The sequence below is a fragment of the Streptomyces sp. SAS_281 genome (genome assembly GCF_052542855.1).
In genome coordinates this window covers 1-14,422 of record NZ_JBMNDO010000163.1, presented here as the reverse complement: position 1 = coordinate 14,422, position 14,422 = coordinate 1, and the positions used below count along the sequence as shown (strand labels likewise).

Here is a 14,422-nt window from a genome sequence, read left to right as displayed (position 1 = left end):
CGGGGGGGGGGGGGGGTGGGGTCCGGGCTCCGGACCGCACCCTCCCTTGCCGGGGCCCCGTCCGCCCCGTGCGGGGACAGTGGCAGAATGCCGATCTTGCACTGCAGACGGGCGGCCACCGCCCCGGGCGAGGACGGTGGGTACGCATCGGCATGGCAGAAAGTGGACGGCACATCACGCGGAGAACGCTGCTCCTCGGCGGCGGCGCTGCCGCCGGCGGCGTCCTGCTGAGCACGCGGCCCGGCCCCGTTCTGCCGGACGACGGGAAATCCGACGGGCCCGCCGAGGAGTTCGATGTCTCCTCGGCTTCGGAACTGATGGCGCCCACACCACTGCGTCATGTCACGGGACCGCAGTCGGTCTCGTACGGCCGGAGTCCGGACGACACGTACGCGCTCCAGCTCATGCCGGCCTCCGTTCGCCTTCCCGATGAAACCCGGGCCCTCGGAAGCCGGGCCAGGCGGCTGTCCGGTGACATGTGCGTCACGGTCCTCTCGCCGTCGGGCGGCAGTACCGGGCACATGTACCTGCGTGGCTTCGGGCACGGGATCTCGTTCGGGGTGGAGCCGTCGGACGGGAAGGTGCTGCTGTGGGTGGAGTCCGACGCGGATCCCCGGACCGGGTACGGCCGCGCCATCGCCCGGGTCCCGTTCCGTGACGGCACCGTGCTCGACAGTTCGTCGGCGGGTGTTCGCCACCACCGGCCGGTACCGGGCGCCCGGCGGATGCACCCCACGCTTGACCTGGCGAACCGCCGTGTGCTGGTGAGCCACTGGACCGGGCGGAGACACGGCTATGCGGTGTACCGCATGGAGGACTTCCTCGGCCAGCGGTACGAGCCGTTGTACGAGATCGCGGACAGCGCGCTGAAGAAGGGCGAGACCTTCCAGGGGTGCGCCCTGCGCAATGGGTACATCTACCAGCTCACAGGGAATCCCTATACGGATGAAGCGGGTGGGAATCCCCCGTCCGCCGGCGGCAACACCTTCGTTTCGACGGTCGACGTGCGGAGCGGACGGACGATCGCGCGCCGACGGGTGACCGCCGCTCCGGAGCTGAACTTCCGGGAGCCCGAAGGGATCGCGGTCAGGCCGGGTACCGCACCGCGGCTCTGCATCGCCTTTTCGGTCAAGACGCCGGATCGGCGCGCACTCACCGTCTACTCGTGCGGGCCTTGACGGAGTAAGCGCCTAGCACGAGACCTGCCGCACCGTCGGGTGGAGCACAGGAACGTTAGGCAGATCACAAGCGGTCGCATTCCGTTCGTAACTGTTCCGCATCCAAGCAGTGAATGTTCAACTTTTGTCCCTTTAGGAGTTCACTGAACACTCGGCGAGTGTTTAGAGTTCAGCCGGAGGCTTCACAAGTTCCTTACACCCTGCCCGCGTCCTCCGGTCGGCTGCGGCGCTCGGCCCCCACTGTGACGTGCGGCACTCCCGCTCCGCGCCGGCAACACGGCCAAGCGCCGCATAGATCATCGAAGGAGGAGTCGGTCGCTGATGGGCAAAGCACGCCGCCAGGCCGTACTGGGGTTCCTGATCACCGCTGCCCTCGGGCTCGGCTTCCTGGGCATGTTGGCGGCGGTCGTCATCCCGTCCCTTCTCGTCTTCTCCTGTGCGGCCGCGGTCAGCTACGTGGCGGACCTGCTCCTGCACACCTCCGAGTCCTCTACCCTCGACCGGCTGCGGGACTCCCGGTTCGGCCTCACCATCCGGTTCCTGATCCGCCAGTTCCTCCTGCTGGCCTTCTGCGGGTCGATCGACGACCTCGCCTCCTTCGTCGTCCAGATGACGTCCGTGGGCCTGCTCCTCCTGTTCGTGCTCCAACTCGTCTACGGGGCCGTGCTGAAGCGGGTCAAGACCGAGCGTGCCGCCCTGCCGTTCACGACCCGCGGGCTCGATCTGGAGGCCCTGGGCATTCGGCGCATGCCGCATCCCTTCCTGATGAACAAGCACGTCCGCAAGACGCTGCACCTCGACGTCCCTCTCATAGCCGGTGCGCTCGGGACCATAGCCACCGACCGGTGGGAGTACGTCACCTTCGGCGCGATTTCCTCGGTCTGGTTCGCCTGCCTGGCCGTGCTGGTGCTGCTGCCCGGCGCGCGGAACGCCCTCATCCTGCCCTCCCCCGACGACGCCATCGTCGAACTGAACCGGCAGCTCGCGGCGTACCGGCCCCAGGTCGCCCTGTACTTCACCTTCGCCGCCGTCTCCCGGGACTTCATGTACCAGGTGAACATGTGGCTGGAGTCCCTGGAGATGCTGGACCTGCGGCCCATCATCGTGCTCCGCGAACGCGCCACGCTGCGCTTCCTGGACGCCACCTCCGTACCGGTCATCTGCGTGCCGAAGGCCGAGTACCTGGCCCGTGTCGAGATGCCCGAGCTCCGGGTCACGCTCTATCCCGGCAACGCCGGCAAGAACGTGCACATGCTGCAGCGGCACGACGTCAAGCACGTCTTCATCGGACACGGGGACAGCGACAAGCTGGCCAGCAGCAACCGGGTCAGCAAGGTCTTCGACGAGATCTGGGTGGCGGGCCGAGCCGGACGGGACCGCTACGAGCGCATCAAGCACGCGGTGACCGCCCAGCAGATCGTCGAGGTCGGCCGCCCGCAGCTGGCGCCGCTGCGGCGCTGGACCGGCTCTGTCGGCAACAGCGAGATACCCACCGTGATCTACGCCCCCACGTGGGAGGGCTGGACCGATGACGCCTGCTACACCTCCGTCATCCCGGCCGGTGAGCAGCTCGTGCGCGCCCTCCTGGCGCACGAGCGGCGCCTCCGGATCATCTACAAGCCGCACCCCCTGACCGGAACGCGGTCGGCCGCGGCAGCGGCCGCGCACCGGCGCATCATCGCGCTGCTCCAGGAGGACAACGCACAGCGGTTCGGCCGCAACGTCCTGGATTCCAAGACCGCGTCCCGCCAGCTGGCGCGTATCGACAAGCGTCTCGCCGCCTATCAGGAGCGTGGCGTCAGGTCCAAGCATCCGGACCTGACCGAGGAGGCTCGGACCATCCGGATCCGGAAGCTGCGGGAACAGGCCGGCGCCCTGTACTGGGACTCGCTGCCCGAGAGCGCTCACCACGTCGTGACGGAGCGAGTGCCCACCCTGTACGACTGCTTCAACCACTCCGACCTGCTCATCGGGGACATGTCGAGTGTCGTCTCGGACTTCGTGGCGACCCGGAAGCCGTATGCGATCTTCAACCTGGACGGGCTGCCGGACGCCGAGTTCCGGAACGAACAGCGCACGGCGTACGCGTCCTACCTGCTCGACGGCGACTGCAACGGGCTCGACGAAGCCCTCGCGGCGACGCTCGACCCGACGCAGGACGTGATGGCCTCCTACCGTGAGCAGCTCAAGGACTATCTGCTCGGCGCGGACCATCCCCCGTCCACGGTCCGGTTCAACAACGCCGCGAACGCCCTGTACTCCCGCGGGCTCCAGGACTTCCCCATCGAGTATCCGGCCTTCGAGGAGTTCCCCGATCAGCCGGGACAGCAGCCCCACCAGCCCGCCTGACCGCGCAGGGCTTCGCCCTCTGCCCGCCGACCCACATCTTTCGAGGAAGCAGGATCTCTTGACCAGCCGCTCAACCCATCGCCGAACCGTCGCCGTGGTCCTCGCCGGTGGCACCGGGCAGCGCATCGGGCTCGCCATACCCAAGCAGCTCCTGAAGATCGCCGGGAAGCCGATCCTGGAACACACGCTGCAGATATTCGAGAGCGCGCCGGACGTCGACGACGTGATCGTCCTGATGACGCCCGACTATGTGGCCGAGGCCGAGAAGATCGTGGCTCGGGCCGGGCTCGGCAAGGTTTCCCAGGTCCTCGCCGGGGGCTCCACCCGCAGTGAGACCACCACGCTGGCCATCGAGGCGGTGAAGGCCCGACTCGGCGAGGGCGAGGACTGCAACCTCCTCTTCCACGACGCCGTACGGCCCCTGGTCTCGCAGCGCGTGATCAAGGAATGCGTCCAGGCGCTGGAGAAGTACCAGGCCGTCGACGTGGCCATCCCCTCGGCCGACACCGTGATCGTCACCCGGATGCACGGGGCCGACGGCGAGTTCATCACCGAGATCCCGGACCGCGGCAGGCTCAGGCGCGGTCAGACCCCCCAGGGCTTCTGGCTCTCCACCATCAGCAGCGCCTACGAACGCGCGAGTGCCGACCCGCAGTTCCAGGCCACCGACGACTGCTCCGTGGTCGTGAAGTACCTGCCGCACGTGCCCGTGCACGTGGTCATGGGCGACGAGTACAACATGAAGGTCACCCAGCCCGTCGATGTCTTCATCGCCGACAAGCTGTTCCAGCTGGCGTCCACGACGGCTCCCAGCCCGGGCGGCGAGGAGTTCTACCGGAGCCGGCTGGCCGGGCGGACACTGGTCGTGTTCGGCGGGTCCTACGGGATCGGGGCCGACATCGCCCGCATGGCCGAGGCGTACGGGGCGCGCGTCTTCGCCCTCGGCCGCTCCACCACGGGTACGCACGTCGAGAACCCCGACGACGTCGAGGCGGCGTTCTCCCGGGCCTACGCGGAGACCGGGAGGATCGACTACGTCGTCAACACGGCGGGCGTGCTGCGGATCGGCAGGCTCGACGCGACGGACAACGCGACCCTGCGCGAAGCCCTGGAGGTCAACTACCTGGCCCCGGTGAACATCGCGCGGACCGCGTTCAAGTACCTCGCCGAGACCCAGGGCCAGCTGTTGCTCTTCACGTCGAGCAGCTACACCCGGGGGCGTGCCGAGTACAGCCTCTACTCGTCCACCAAGGCCGCCATGGTGAATCTGACCCAGGCCCTCGCGGACGAGTGGGCCGGGGACAGCATCCGGGTCAACTGCGTCAACCCGGAGCGAACGGCCACTCCCATGCGGACCAAGGCGTTCGGCGAGGAGCCCGAGGGCTCTCTGCTCTCGTCGGAGATGGTCGCGCTCAGCTCGCTCGACGTCCTGCTGTCCTCTCTGACGGGCCATGTCATCGACGTGCGCCAGCAGGACCCCACGGCGAGCCGGCCTGCCGCTTCGGAATTCGAGCAGGCGCTCGCGTCGGTACTGCACGAGCAGGCCGACTCGTCCGCATAGACCCGCTGCGTCGAACCGGTGAGAGAGACTCATGGACTACTCCGCACAGCCCGACGGCCGGAAGCCGAAGATCTTCGTCGCCGGTGACTCCACCGCCGTCACCAGGCCGGTCAGCCACCTGCCGATGGCAGGCTGGGCACAAGCCCTGCCGCTCTTCCTCAGCCCTTCGGTGGAGGTGGTCAACTGCGCGCGCGCGAGGGCCAGCTCGAAGAGCTTCCATGAGCGTGGCCGCCTCCAGTGGATCCTGGAGAACATGTCGCCGGGTGACTACCTGATCTACGGTTTCGGCCAGATCGACTGGAAGCCCGACGCCGGTCTGCACACCGATCCCTTCGGATCGTTCATGGAGCACATGCGCGCCTACGCCGTCGGAACCCGGGCGGCACAGGGGCATCCGGTGGTGCTCCTCCCCTTCGAGCGCCGCAGAGTGGACCCGCACGGGAACGTGTCCCGCTTCCTGGGGGACTATCCCACCGCCATGCGCCGGCTCGCGCAGGAGGAGCACCTCCCCGTCATCGACCTGTACGGGCAGAGCCTCGCCTGGTGGGAGGAGCTCGGGCCGGAGAACTCCAAGCACGCGTTCACCTACCTGCGCCCCGGGGAGCCGCTGCAGAAGATCGTCCAGGACGCGGACAACGTGCACCTGCGCGCCGAAGGTGCGATCGAGTGTGCGCGCTACGTGGCCCGCAGCCTGCGCACCCAGCAGATCGTCCCCGAGCACTGGACGACCGGCCTGGACCGCCGTCGCTTCTCGTACGACGAGCTGGGCTGGCTCGACGACGACACCTTCGCCCGCCGGACCAAGGAGCGGGTCTCCACCTACCTCCCGGAGGGGCCCGCCGTATGAACCACTTGTTGTGCAGCGGCCGTGCCGCGGGCACGGATCCGTCCCAGGGCGTGGTGCGCGCGGCCCTCTTCAGCTCGGTGGAACCGGACAGGCCCGTCGTTCCCGGCGACATCGTCGAGCTGGCGCTGTGCGTGGCGGCGGAGCAGGGTGCGCCGCGGGGCTGCGCCTATCTGCTGGAGAGCTCTCTGGTCGATGCGGGCGAGATCGTGTCCTTCGAGGCCCTCGAGTACTTTCCCCGGCAGCGCTGGTTCAGGGTGCGCGCCGACGCCGGGGAGACGCGCACCGGAGTGCTGTCGGTGCGGATCGGCCGCCCCGGACGCGCGCCCCGGCTGCGGCCCCAGATCATGGTCGGCATCCCCGACGCGACCGAGCGCAAGATGGTCCGCACCGCGCGTCTGACCGGGCACGCGGTGCCGGTCGGGCCGCATCGTCTGACCGGGCTCCGGATCGTCACGGGCCCGGGGGCGCGGGGTCAGGGGAACGTCCTCGCCGAAGCCCCGGAGGGCAGCTTCGCGATTTCGGTCACCCAGCCCCGGCACGGCAGCGCCCAGCTCTCGCGTGACGGCTGGGTGGCCTATGACCCCGCTCCGGGATTCGTCGGCTACGACCGGTTCGAGTACACGATCGGCACCTCGGACTCGACGAAGGCGACGGCAACGGCCAACGTGTTCGTCGGTGACCTCACCGCGGCGCCGGGTGCCTTCCCCGAGACCGCTGCCACCACCGCGTTCTCTCCCTGGCAATGGCCCGAACTGACCGGGACCATGCCCTGGCCCCAAGAATCTTCGAGGAACCGGTAGACCGATGCTTCACTCCCGGCCCATGCGCCCTGCCGACATACGCGACGTCACCGTCGTGATCCGTGTCAGTAATCACGCCACGACCGTCGAAGCGTGTCTCGACTCGCTGCTGGCGCAGTCGATCGGGATGGACCGCCTGGAAGTGGTGGCCATCGACGACGGGTCCTCCGATCATGGTCCCGAGCTGCTCGCGAAGTTCGCGCGTACTCATGCGCACGTGGTGAGGGTGGGGCGGCAGCCGATCGGCATGAGGCCGGCGGCAGCCCGCAACATGGCCCTAGACCAGGCGTCCGGGCGGTATGTCATCTTCCTCGAGGGTTCGGACCGGCTGCACGCGGACGCCCTCGAACGGCTGGTGGAGATGGCGGACGCGCAGGAGGCGGACGTCGTCGCCGGACAGCCGGAGAGCCTGGCGGGGACCTCGGAGCCTGCCGCCCTGTACCGGCGCAGCCGTACCTCTGTCGACCTCTACAGTTCTCGCGCCTACTGGTCGCTGTCGGCGAGCAAGCTGTTCCGCACCGACCTGCTCCGCCGGAAGGCACTGGAGTTCCCGCTCGACGCCGCCTCCGGGGCGGACGAGATGGCGTTCACCGCGGCGGCCTACGTGGCGGCCGACAACATCGCCGTGGTGGCCGACGCCCCTTGCCTCGTCTCGGCTCCGGGCCGGACGCCGGCCCTGCCGTGTGCCGAACAGATCGGCCTCGCCGACTACTTGATGCGGTCGGCGGCCGCCCTCCGGCCCGCGGGTCCGCAACGGGACTATCTGCTCGCCAGGCATCTGGAACTGGATCTGGCCCCCGCGACCGGCCGCTCACTCTTCGCGATCCAGAGCAGGGACGAGCTGGAACGCACCTGCTGGGCAGCCAGGGACGTGCTGAACACCCACCTCACCCTCGGCTCGCTCGCCTTGCTCCCCAAGCCGCTCGCGGTGCGCCTGGCCCTTCTCTCAGCGGGCCGGTTCTCCGAGATGTCACACATGGTCGCGTACGAGACCGACAAGGACCGCGCCCCCGCGCGCAAGACCGTCGAGAACGGCAGAGTCTTCAGTACGCTGCCCTTCTTCCGCGACCCCGAGGTCGGACTCCCGGACGAACTCTTCGAGATCACCGATCGCATGACGGTGAGTCAGCAGCTCACCCGCATCCAGTGGACCGGCTCGATCCTCGGCCTCGACGGTTACGCCTTCTTCGAGCAGCTCTCCACCCGGGACCGGGCCACCGAGGTGGTTCTGCGGGAGCGCGGCAGTGGTGAGGAGCACCGCTTCTCGGTCACGGCCCGCCGGGACGAGAAGCTGCTGAACGCCAAGGGGAAGCCCCGGGCGATGGGCCGGTTCTCCGCCCGCGTCAATCTGCGGCAGACGACGAGCGGGTGGCCGGTGGCGCCCGGTGTCTGGGACCTCCACCTCTCAGTGAGTTTCGAAGGGGTCACCAAGGAGGTGCCCCTCGGCCGTGAGCGCGCTCAGAGCGTCGACCTCACCAGCCGGGCCCCTGTCCGTATCGCTCCCTCGCCCACGTCCGCGCAGCACGAGCTGGCCGCGACGCTGTTCTGTACCGAGGCCGGTCATCTCGCCATCGAGGTCGCGGAGCGCCTCCCGCTTCCGCAGGGGGGCGACCCCGCCCCGGCGGAAGCGGCGGCGTGGTGAACCCCGAGGTACGTGCGACCGCTGTCGGCTGACCGGCGACAGCGGTTCGCCGCGGCCCTCCCGGTGCGCGGCCACGGCGCCGGGGTATCGTCAGCCGGCTGCCCGGACCCACGGTCCGAAGCCGAGGCCCTCCATGGCGAGGTTCTGCCTCGCGACGATCAGGGACCCCTCGCTGTCGAGGGCGGCCACCACGACCCGGCCCGCGCCGTCCACGGCCACCTGCGGGTTCTGCGCGCCCAGCCCTTCGACCTGCGCCCACCACATGCCGTAACCCTCGTTCTCGGTCACGTAGGCGGTGATCTCCACAGCGCCGTCGGCGCCCGTCTGGGTGAGGACCGTGCAGTCGTACCCGCCGATGAGGGCCCGGGTGACGCTGGGCGCCCCGGTGCCTCCGGCGCCGCCGAGGGTCATGAGGCCACCGCCGGCCGGCTGTCGTCCGTCGGGGCGCCGCCACGCCACCAGCGAGCCGTCGCCGGGGTATCTCCAGAAGTACGTGGCCCGCTTGGGTCCGGTCTCGTGGGCGGTGACGGAGCCGGAGACGACCGGAGTCTGCATGCTGCCGGCGAGTTGGAACCGGCCCTTGGACGTTCCGACCCAGTGATCGGCTCCGCCGGTCCCGATGGCCAGGACTTCGAGCGGCCCGCCCTCGGTCATGACCACACCGGGCTCCGAGGGGTAGCCCCGGTCGGTGACAGGCTTCCAGGTCCCCCAGTCGCCTTCGGGCTTCCGGCTGCACCGGAACACGCCGCTCCCGCTGAGGGAGGCCAGTACGTGCACCGAGCCGGTGGCGGGATTGACCGCGATGAGCGGGCTGTGCACCAGGGTGTCGTCGAACGCGGTGCCCTGTCCTTTCGGCAGCCCCAGGGAGTGCCAGCCGGTCAGCGCGCGCCCCGTCTGGTACTGGGTGGCCACCGCGATGCCCTGCGAGCCGTCCTTGTCCTGAAGGGCGGCGAAGCACACGTAGCCCTCACGGCTCTGCGCCATCGCCACCCGGCCCGCCCAGTGCGGCACGTCGAGGAACTCGGGCCCGGACCAGAGCTCTGTTCCCCCGGCCGATTCGGTCCACCGGACCAGCCCATGGGCCGAGGTTCCGTACGCCGTCATCCGCCCGTCGCGGCCGGTGAAGAGCCAGCGGCCCGGTCCGGCGGAAACCCGCGAAGTCCCGCCCCGCGTACCGGCTGTGCCCACACGCCGGGATCCCGCGGCGCGACCACTGTTCCTGCCACGGATCACGCCCTGCACCGCCTTCTTCCCCCACGGGCATCCCATGGTATTCAGACCATGATTTTGTCACATGATTCACGCGTCCGTCACTTTGCCCCCGGTCGTCACGTCCGCGCCCGAGTGCCCGCCGACCAGCGCGATTCGCCTCAGGCGGCCGCCGCTTCGGCCACCCGCCATGTCACAATCACGCCACAGCCTTCATACGTACACCTGATCGACTGTTTATAGTGCTGATCCCGGGAAAAAGCGGACCGGCTCCACCCCCCACCCGAGTCCCACCCCATTACCTGCGCCCTGACCAGGCCACAAGCTGTGAGGACTCACTCAGGATGAGCCAAGACGACACCACCCCCGGCCAGGGGAGCTCCCCGGAGACCCCCCGCCGCCGCGGGCGCAAGCGTGTCCGGACGCGGGGCCAGCGCATACGACGGGTGATCCTGGTCTCGGCCCTGGTGCTCGTCGTCGCCGCGGGCGGTACCGCGTGGTGGTTCTGGAGCCACCTCAACGGCAACATCAAGGGCGTCGACATCAACAAGGCACTCGGTGAGGACCGTCCCGAGAAGCTGCCCACCAGCGGCCAGAACCTGCTGGTCCTGGGGTCCGACTCGCGGGCCGGCTCGGAGAACAAGGAGCTGGGCGGCGGGGCCGGGGTCAGCGGGGCCCGGTCCGACACGGCACTCGTCGTGCACATTCCGGAGGGCCGTCAGAAGGCCGTCGCCGTGTCCATACCGCGCGACACCCTGGTGACCCGGCCCGAGTGCACCAAGGCCGACGGTTCGACGGTGCCGACCAAGGACCGTGTGATGTTCAACTCCGTGTACTCGCTGGTCGGTCCGGCGTGCGTGGTCAAGACCGTCGAGAAGATGTCGGGCGTGCGCATCGACCACTACCTGGAGATCAACTTCGCCGGGTTCAAGGGGCTCGTCGACGCCATCGGCGGCGTGAACATCGACGTCAAGGAACCGATCCACGACAAGAAGACCGGGCTGAACGTCGAAGCCGGGCCGCACAAGTTCGACGGCACCGAGTCCCTGAAGTTCGTCCGCACCCGGTACAGCCTCAGCGACGGCACCGACCTGAGCCGCATCGGCCTCCAGCAGCAGTTCCTCATGGGACTGCTCAAGGAGGTCAAGAACCAGGACCTGCTGGGCAGCCCGACGAGCGCCTACAAGATCGCCAACTCGGCCACCGCTGCCCTGACCACCGACGAGGAGCTGGCCTCGCTCACCTCGCTCGCGAAGTTCGCCCGGTCCATGAACGGGGTCGACCCGGACACGATGGAGACGATCATGCTCCCCGTCGAGTACGACAAGATCGACCACAACCGCGTCGTGGCCGTGGAGTCGCGGGCGAAGGCGCTGTGGAAGGCGATCCGCGAGGACACCCCGATCCCCGAGTCCGCCAAGAAGTCCCCGGCGCTCGGCCAGGGCTGACGGGACGGCACAGCAACGGCCCCGGGAACGCTCCCGGGGCCGTACACGCTTCACACCCGCTGGGCAGGTCCCAGCGCGAGCCCGGGCTCGTCGTTCTGGCGGGCCACGTACAGCCCGCCGCGCTCGCCGATCATCGCGAGCACCACGCGCCCCTCGCCGTCGAGCGCCAACGCCGGGGGCGCCGAGGTACGTTCGCCGGTCGCCGCCCACCACAGGCCGCCCGCCTCGTTCTCCGTACCGCAGGCCGCGAGGAGCACGCGGCCGTCACGGGTGCGGTGGGCGAGGACCGTGCAGTCGTAGTCGTCCAGCTCGGCGCGGAGCACGGCGACCCGGCCCTCGGCCGCGGTGTCCCCGATCGTGAGGGGCGGGGCGTCGAGCCGGTGGGCGACCAGGGTGCCGGTGGTGGCGTCGGTCCAGTAGAAGGTGTTGCGGTCGGGCGCGGTCTCCAGCACGCTCACCGCGCCGCCGGCGATCTTGACGTTGAGGTTGTCGCCCTTCTGGAACGCGCCGCCGGGCTCCGCCTGGGCCCACCGCATGGCCTTGTTGGTACCGGGGACCAGGAGCTCGATGCGGCCCGACCCGGCGACCGCGACGGCCATCGTCTCCTTGCCCAGGGTGCCCCTGAGGTCCTTCCACCCCTCCCACTTGCCGCTCTTCGCCTCGCGTCGCAGCATCATGCCGCCGTTGGCGTTGCGGACGAAGACGTGGACCATGCCGGTCGGGGCGACGGCGACGGCCGGCGGGCCGATGCGGGCGGCGCGCTCGTCCCCGTCCTTGTACGGATTGCCCACGGTCCGCCACGCGGTGACCGGGCGGCCCGTCTGGTACTGGATGGCGTGCACGAGGTCGACCTGCGGCTGCTCCTCGTCGCCGTGCACCGTGCGGCGGCCGATGAAGTGGACGTAACCGTCCGGACCCTGGGCGACGCCGAGGTGGGTCAGGTCCGGGACCGGGAAGAACTCGGGGCCCTGCCAGCCGGGGCCGCCGGGGCGCTCCTCGGTCCAGCGCAGGAGGCCGTCCTCGTTGCGGGCGTAGGCGGTGAGCCTGCCGTCCTTGCCACACACGAGCCAGCGTCCGTCGACCGGGGTCTCGCCGGTCCCACGGGCGCTTTCGACGTCTCGCAGGGCGTCGTCGCCCTTGCCCGAGGCGCTCCCCTGGGCACGTCTCGACCTGACTCGCATGTCGTGGCGTCTTCCTTCCGTGATGGTCCGCCCCCGATCTGCGGCTTTGCGTCTCGACCGGCATCCGGAAGGCGGGGAGCACCCATCATAGAATCACCGTTCGAACCCTTGGAATCACCTCGTCCGGACCGCTTGCGCGAGGTCGCGGGACGCCCTGACGTGGCAGGCTGGGCCCCATGCCGCATCCGCTGCCCCTGGTCATCGTCGACGCCGCCAATGTCGTCGGGTCCGTCCCGGACGGGTGGTGGCGCGACCGGCGGGGCGCGGCCGAGCGGCTGCGCGACTCGCTGGTGCCCTACGCCTCCGACGGCCTGCCCGGTACGCCCGGCCCCGTCGAGCTGGTGCTGGTGGTCGAGGGGCGGGCCCGGGACGTCGCGCCCGTACCCGGAGTGCGGGTGGAGGCGGCCCCGGGCAGCGGCGACGACCTGATCGCCGAGCTGGCCGCGGAGGCCGCGCCCCGCCCCTGCGTGGTGGTCACCGCCGACCGGGAGCTGCGCCGGCGGGTCGAGGCGCACGGGGCGCGGTGCGCGGGGCCGCGTACGGTTCGGCCGGGGGTCTGAGCGTCAGGCCCGCTCGCGGTTCACCCGGCTGTGCGAGCGCCCGTACGCGAAGTAGATGACCGCACCGATCACCATCCAGACCGCGAACCGCAGCCAGGTCTCGGCCGGCAGGTTGAGCATCAGCCAGACGGAGGCGGCCACCGACACGATCGGGACCGCCGGCACCCAGGGCGTGCGGAACGCGCGGTGCAGGTCCGGGCGGGTGCGGCGCAGCACGATGACGCCGAGGGCGACGACCACGAAGGCGAAGAGGGTGCCGATGTTCACCAGCGTGGCGAGCTCGTTGATGCTGGTCACCCCGGCGACGACGGCGATGATCACGCCGAGCAGGATGGTCGGGCGGTACGGGGTGTGGAAGCGCGGGTGCGTCTTGGAGAAGAACCTGGGGAGCAGGCCGTCGCGGCTCATCGCGAAGAACACCCGGGTCTGGCCCAGCAGCAGGATCATGCAGACCGTGGTGAGGCCGACGGCGGCGCCGAAGCTGATGACGCCCGCGTAGAAGGGATGTCCGACGGCCTTGAAGGCGTCGGCGAGCGGGGCGCTGACGGACAGCTCGGTGTAGTGCTGCATGCCGGTGACGACGATCGACACGGCGACGTAGAGCACGGTGCAGATGAGCAGCGAGGCGAGGATGCCGCGCGGCATGTCGCGCTGCGGCAGCTTCGTCTCCTCGGCGGCCGTGGCGACGACGTCGAAGCCGATGAAGGCGAAGAAGACGATGGAGGCGGCGGTGAAGATGCCCATGACGCCGAAGTTCGTCGGGGCGTAGCCGAAGATCAGCTGGACCAGCGGGGCGTCGAACCCGGACCCGGAGGGCTGGGGCTCGGCGTCCGGGATGAACGGCGAGTAGTTGCCGGTGTCGATGAAGAACAGGCCCGCGATGATGACGACCAGGACGACGGCGATCTTGATGGCGACCACCACCGTGGTGACCCGGGCGGAGAGCTTCATGCCCAGCACCAGGATCACGGTCAGGACCAGCACCAGGGCGAAGGCGAGGATGTCGAAGCCGAAGCCGTCCGCCACGTCCGGCCCGGCCAGCACGTCGGGCAGGTGCCAGCCCGCGTTGTCCAGCAGCGAGCGGACGTAGCCGGACCAGCCGACCGCGACCACCGCCGTGCCCAGCGCGAACTCCAGCACCAGGTCCCATCCGATGATCCAGGCGACCAGTTCGCCGAGCGAGGCGTACGAGAAGGTGTACGCGGAGCCCGCGACCGGCACGGTGGACGCGAACTCCGCGTAGCACAGGGCGGCCAGCGCGCAGACGACGCCCGCGACGACGAAGGCGAGGGCGGTGGCCGGTCCGGCCGTCTCCTTGGCGACCTTGCCGGTGAGGACGAAGATGCCGGTGCCGATGACGACGCCGACCCCGAAGACCGTCAGGTCCAGGGCCGAGAGCGACTTCTTGAGGGCGTGCTCCGGCTCCTCGGTGTCGCGGATGGACTGCTCGACCGTCTTGGTCCTGAACAGCCCGTTCCCGCTCGGGGGCAGGTCCTGCTGCGTGCTCACCGGCGTACCTCCACGCACTCGTCGTGCACGCCATGTTCCGGACTCGGCCCCCTCACCCGTTCGCGGCACGCCTGCCACGGCCCGATTTCACGCGAACGGGCCGGTCGGACCACCCGTTACGGGTGGTCCGACCGGCCC

11 protein-coding genes are annotated in these 14,422 nt (G+C 69.8%); 8 read left to right on the top strand and 3 right to left on the bottom strand.

All coding sequences use genetic code 11. The features are described from left to right. The first annotated feature begins 152 nt into the window (after positions 1 to 152). The 6 genes from ACN6LM_RS35290 to ACN6LM_RS35265 all read left to right on the top strand — a co-directional run bounded on the left by ACN6LM_RS35290 (position 153) and on the right by ACN6LM_RS35265 (position 8,377). Entirely contained in the window at positions 153 to 1,178 is a 1,026-nt protein-coding gene (locus ACN6LM_RS35290) for a phage baseplate protein (RefSeq protein WP_445069510.1), read from the top strand. 321 nt (positions 1,179 to 1,499) lie between these two features. Continuing rightward, positions 1,500 to 3,527, top strand: coding sequence for a hypothetical protein (locus ACN6LM_RS35285; protein ID WP_445069509.1), 2,028 nt, complete (start codon positions 1,500 to 1,502; stop codon positions 3,525 to 3,527). 58 nt (positions 3,528 to 3,585) lie between these two features. Continuing rightward, positions 3,586 to 5,088 carry a D-ribitol-5-phosphate cytidylyltransferase gene (locus tag ACN6LM_RS35280; protein ID WP_445069508.1) on the top strand — a complete coding sequence of 501 codons (1,503 nt, stop codon included), beginning with the start codon at positions 3,586 to 3,588 and terminating at the stop codon, positions 5,086 to 5,088. 31 nt (positions 5,089 to 5,119) lie between these two features. Then, positions 5,120 to 5,935 carry a rhamnogalacturonan acetylesterase gene (locus ACN6LM_RS35275; RefSeq protein WP_445069507.1) on the top strand — a complete coding sequence of 272 codons (816 nt, stop codon included), beginning with the start codon at positions 5,120 to 5,122 and terminating at the stop codon, positions 5,933 to 5,935. Then, entirely contained in the window at positions 5,932 to 6,735 is an 804-nt protein-coding gene (locus ACN6LM_RS35270) for an Ig-like domain-containing protein (RefSeq protein WP_445069506.1), read from the top strand. The genes ACN6LM_RS35275 and ACN6LM_RS35270 overlap by 4 nt, the downstream gene beginning before the upstream one ends. Positions 6,736 to 6,757: 22 nt before the next feature. Beyond that, positions 6,758 to 8,377 carry a glycosyltransferase family 2 protein gene (locus ACN6LM_RS35265; protein WP_445069505.1) on the top strand — a complete coding sequence of 540 codons (1,620 nt, stop codon included), beginning with the start codon at positions 6,758 to 6,760 and terminating at the stop codon, positions 8,375 to 8,377. Between the two features lie 90 nt (positions 8,378 to 8,467). Here ACN6LM_RS35265 and ACN6LM_RS35260 read toward each other — a convergent pair whose 3' ends face one another. Further along, a complete protein-coding gene (locus ACN6LM_RS35260) occupies positions 8,468 to 9,565 on the bottom strand; it encodes a hypothetical protein (protein WP_445069504.1) in 1,098 nt (365 codons plus the stop codon). 365 nt (positions 9,566 to 9,930) lie between these two features. Between ACN6LM_RS35260 and ACN6LM_RS35255 the strand changes: the two genes are divergently transcribed. Next, positions 9,931 to 11,034 carry an LCP family protein gene (locus ACN6LM_RS35255; RefSeq protein ID WP_445069503.1) on the top strand — a complete coding sequence of 368 codons (1,104 nt, stop codon included), beginning with the start codon at positions 9,931 to 9,933 and terminating at the stop codon, positions 11,032 to 11,034. A gap of 50 nt (positions 11,035 to 11,084) precedes the next feature. On the opposite strand, the gene ACN6LM_RS35250 is transcribed toward ACN6LM_RS35255, so the two are convergent. Beyond that, the gene (locus tag ACN6LM_RS35250) at positions 11,085 to 12,215 is read right to left on the bottom strand and encodes a hypothetical protein (protein ID WP_445069502.1); all 1,131 of its coding nucleotides are present in this window, start codon (positions 12,213 to 12,215) and stop codon (positions 11,085 to 11,087) included. A gap of 176 nt (positions 12,216 to 12,391) precedes the next feature. Here ACN6LM_RS35250 and ACN6LM_RS35245 point away from each other — a divergent pair, with 176 nt between their 5' ends. Next, positions 12,392 to 12,775, top strand: a complete 384-nt coding sequence (locus ACN6LM_RS35245) for an NTP pyrophosphohydrolase (protein ID WP_445069501.1) — start codon at positions 12,392 to 12,394, stop codon at positions 12,773 to 12,775. Positions 12,776 to 12,778: 3 nt separating this feature from the next. Here the strand turns inward: ACN6LM_RS35245 and ACN6LM_RS35240 are convergent, their stop codons facing one another. Then, positions 12,779 to 14,284, bottom strand: coding sequence for an amino acid permease (locus ACN6LM_RS35240; RefSeq protein ID WP_445069500.1), 1,506 nt, complete (start codon positions 14,282 to 14,284; stop codon positions 12,779 to 12,781). Between the last annotated feature and the right edge of the window lie 138 nt (positions 14,285 to 14,422).

Coding starts and splice junctions, on each gene's coding strand:
- ACN6LM_RS35290 (WP_445069510.1), top strand. CDS start 153: ATGGCAGAAAGTGGACGGCACATCACGCGGAGAACGCTGCTCCTCGGC.
- ACN6LM_RS35285 (WP_445069509.1), top strand. CDS start 1,500: ATGGGCAAAGCACGCCGCCAGGCCGTACTGGGGTTCCTGATCACCGCT.
- ACN6LM_RS35275 (WP_445069507.1), top strand. CDS start 5,120: ATGGACTACTCCGCACAGCCCGACGGCCGGAAGCCGAAGATCTTCGTC.
- ACN6LM_RS35270 (WP_445069506.1), top strand. CDS start 5,932: ATGAACCACTTGTTGTGCAGCGGCCGTGCCGCGGGCACGGATCCGTCC.
- ACN6LM_RS35265 (WP_445069505.1), top strand. CDS start 6,758: ATGCGCCCTGCCGACATACGCGACGTCACCGTCGTGATCCGTGTCAGT.
- ACN6LM_RS35255 (WP_445069503.1), top strand. CDS start 9,931: ATGAGCCAAGACGACACCACCCCCGGCCAGGGGAGCTCCCCGGAGACC.
- ACN6LM_RS35250 (WP_445069502.1), bottom strand. CDS start 12,215: ATGCGAGTCAGGTCGAGACGTGCCCAGGGGAGCGCCTCGGGCAAGGGC.
- ACN6LM_RS35245 (WP_445069501.1), top strand. CDS start 12,392: ATGCCGCATCCGCTGCCCCTGGTCATCGTCGACGCCGCCAATGTCGTC.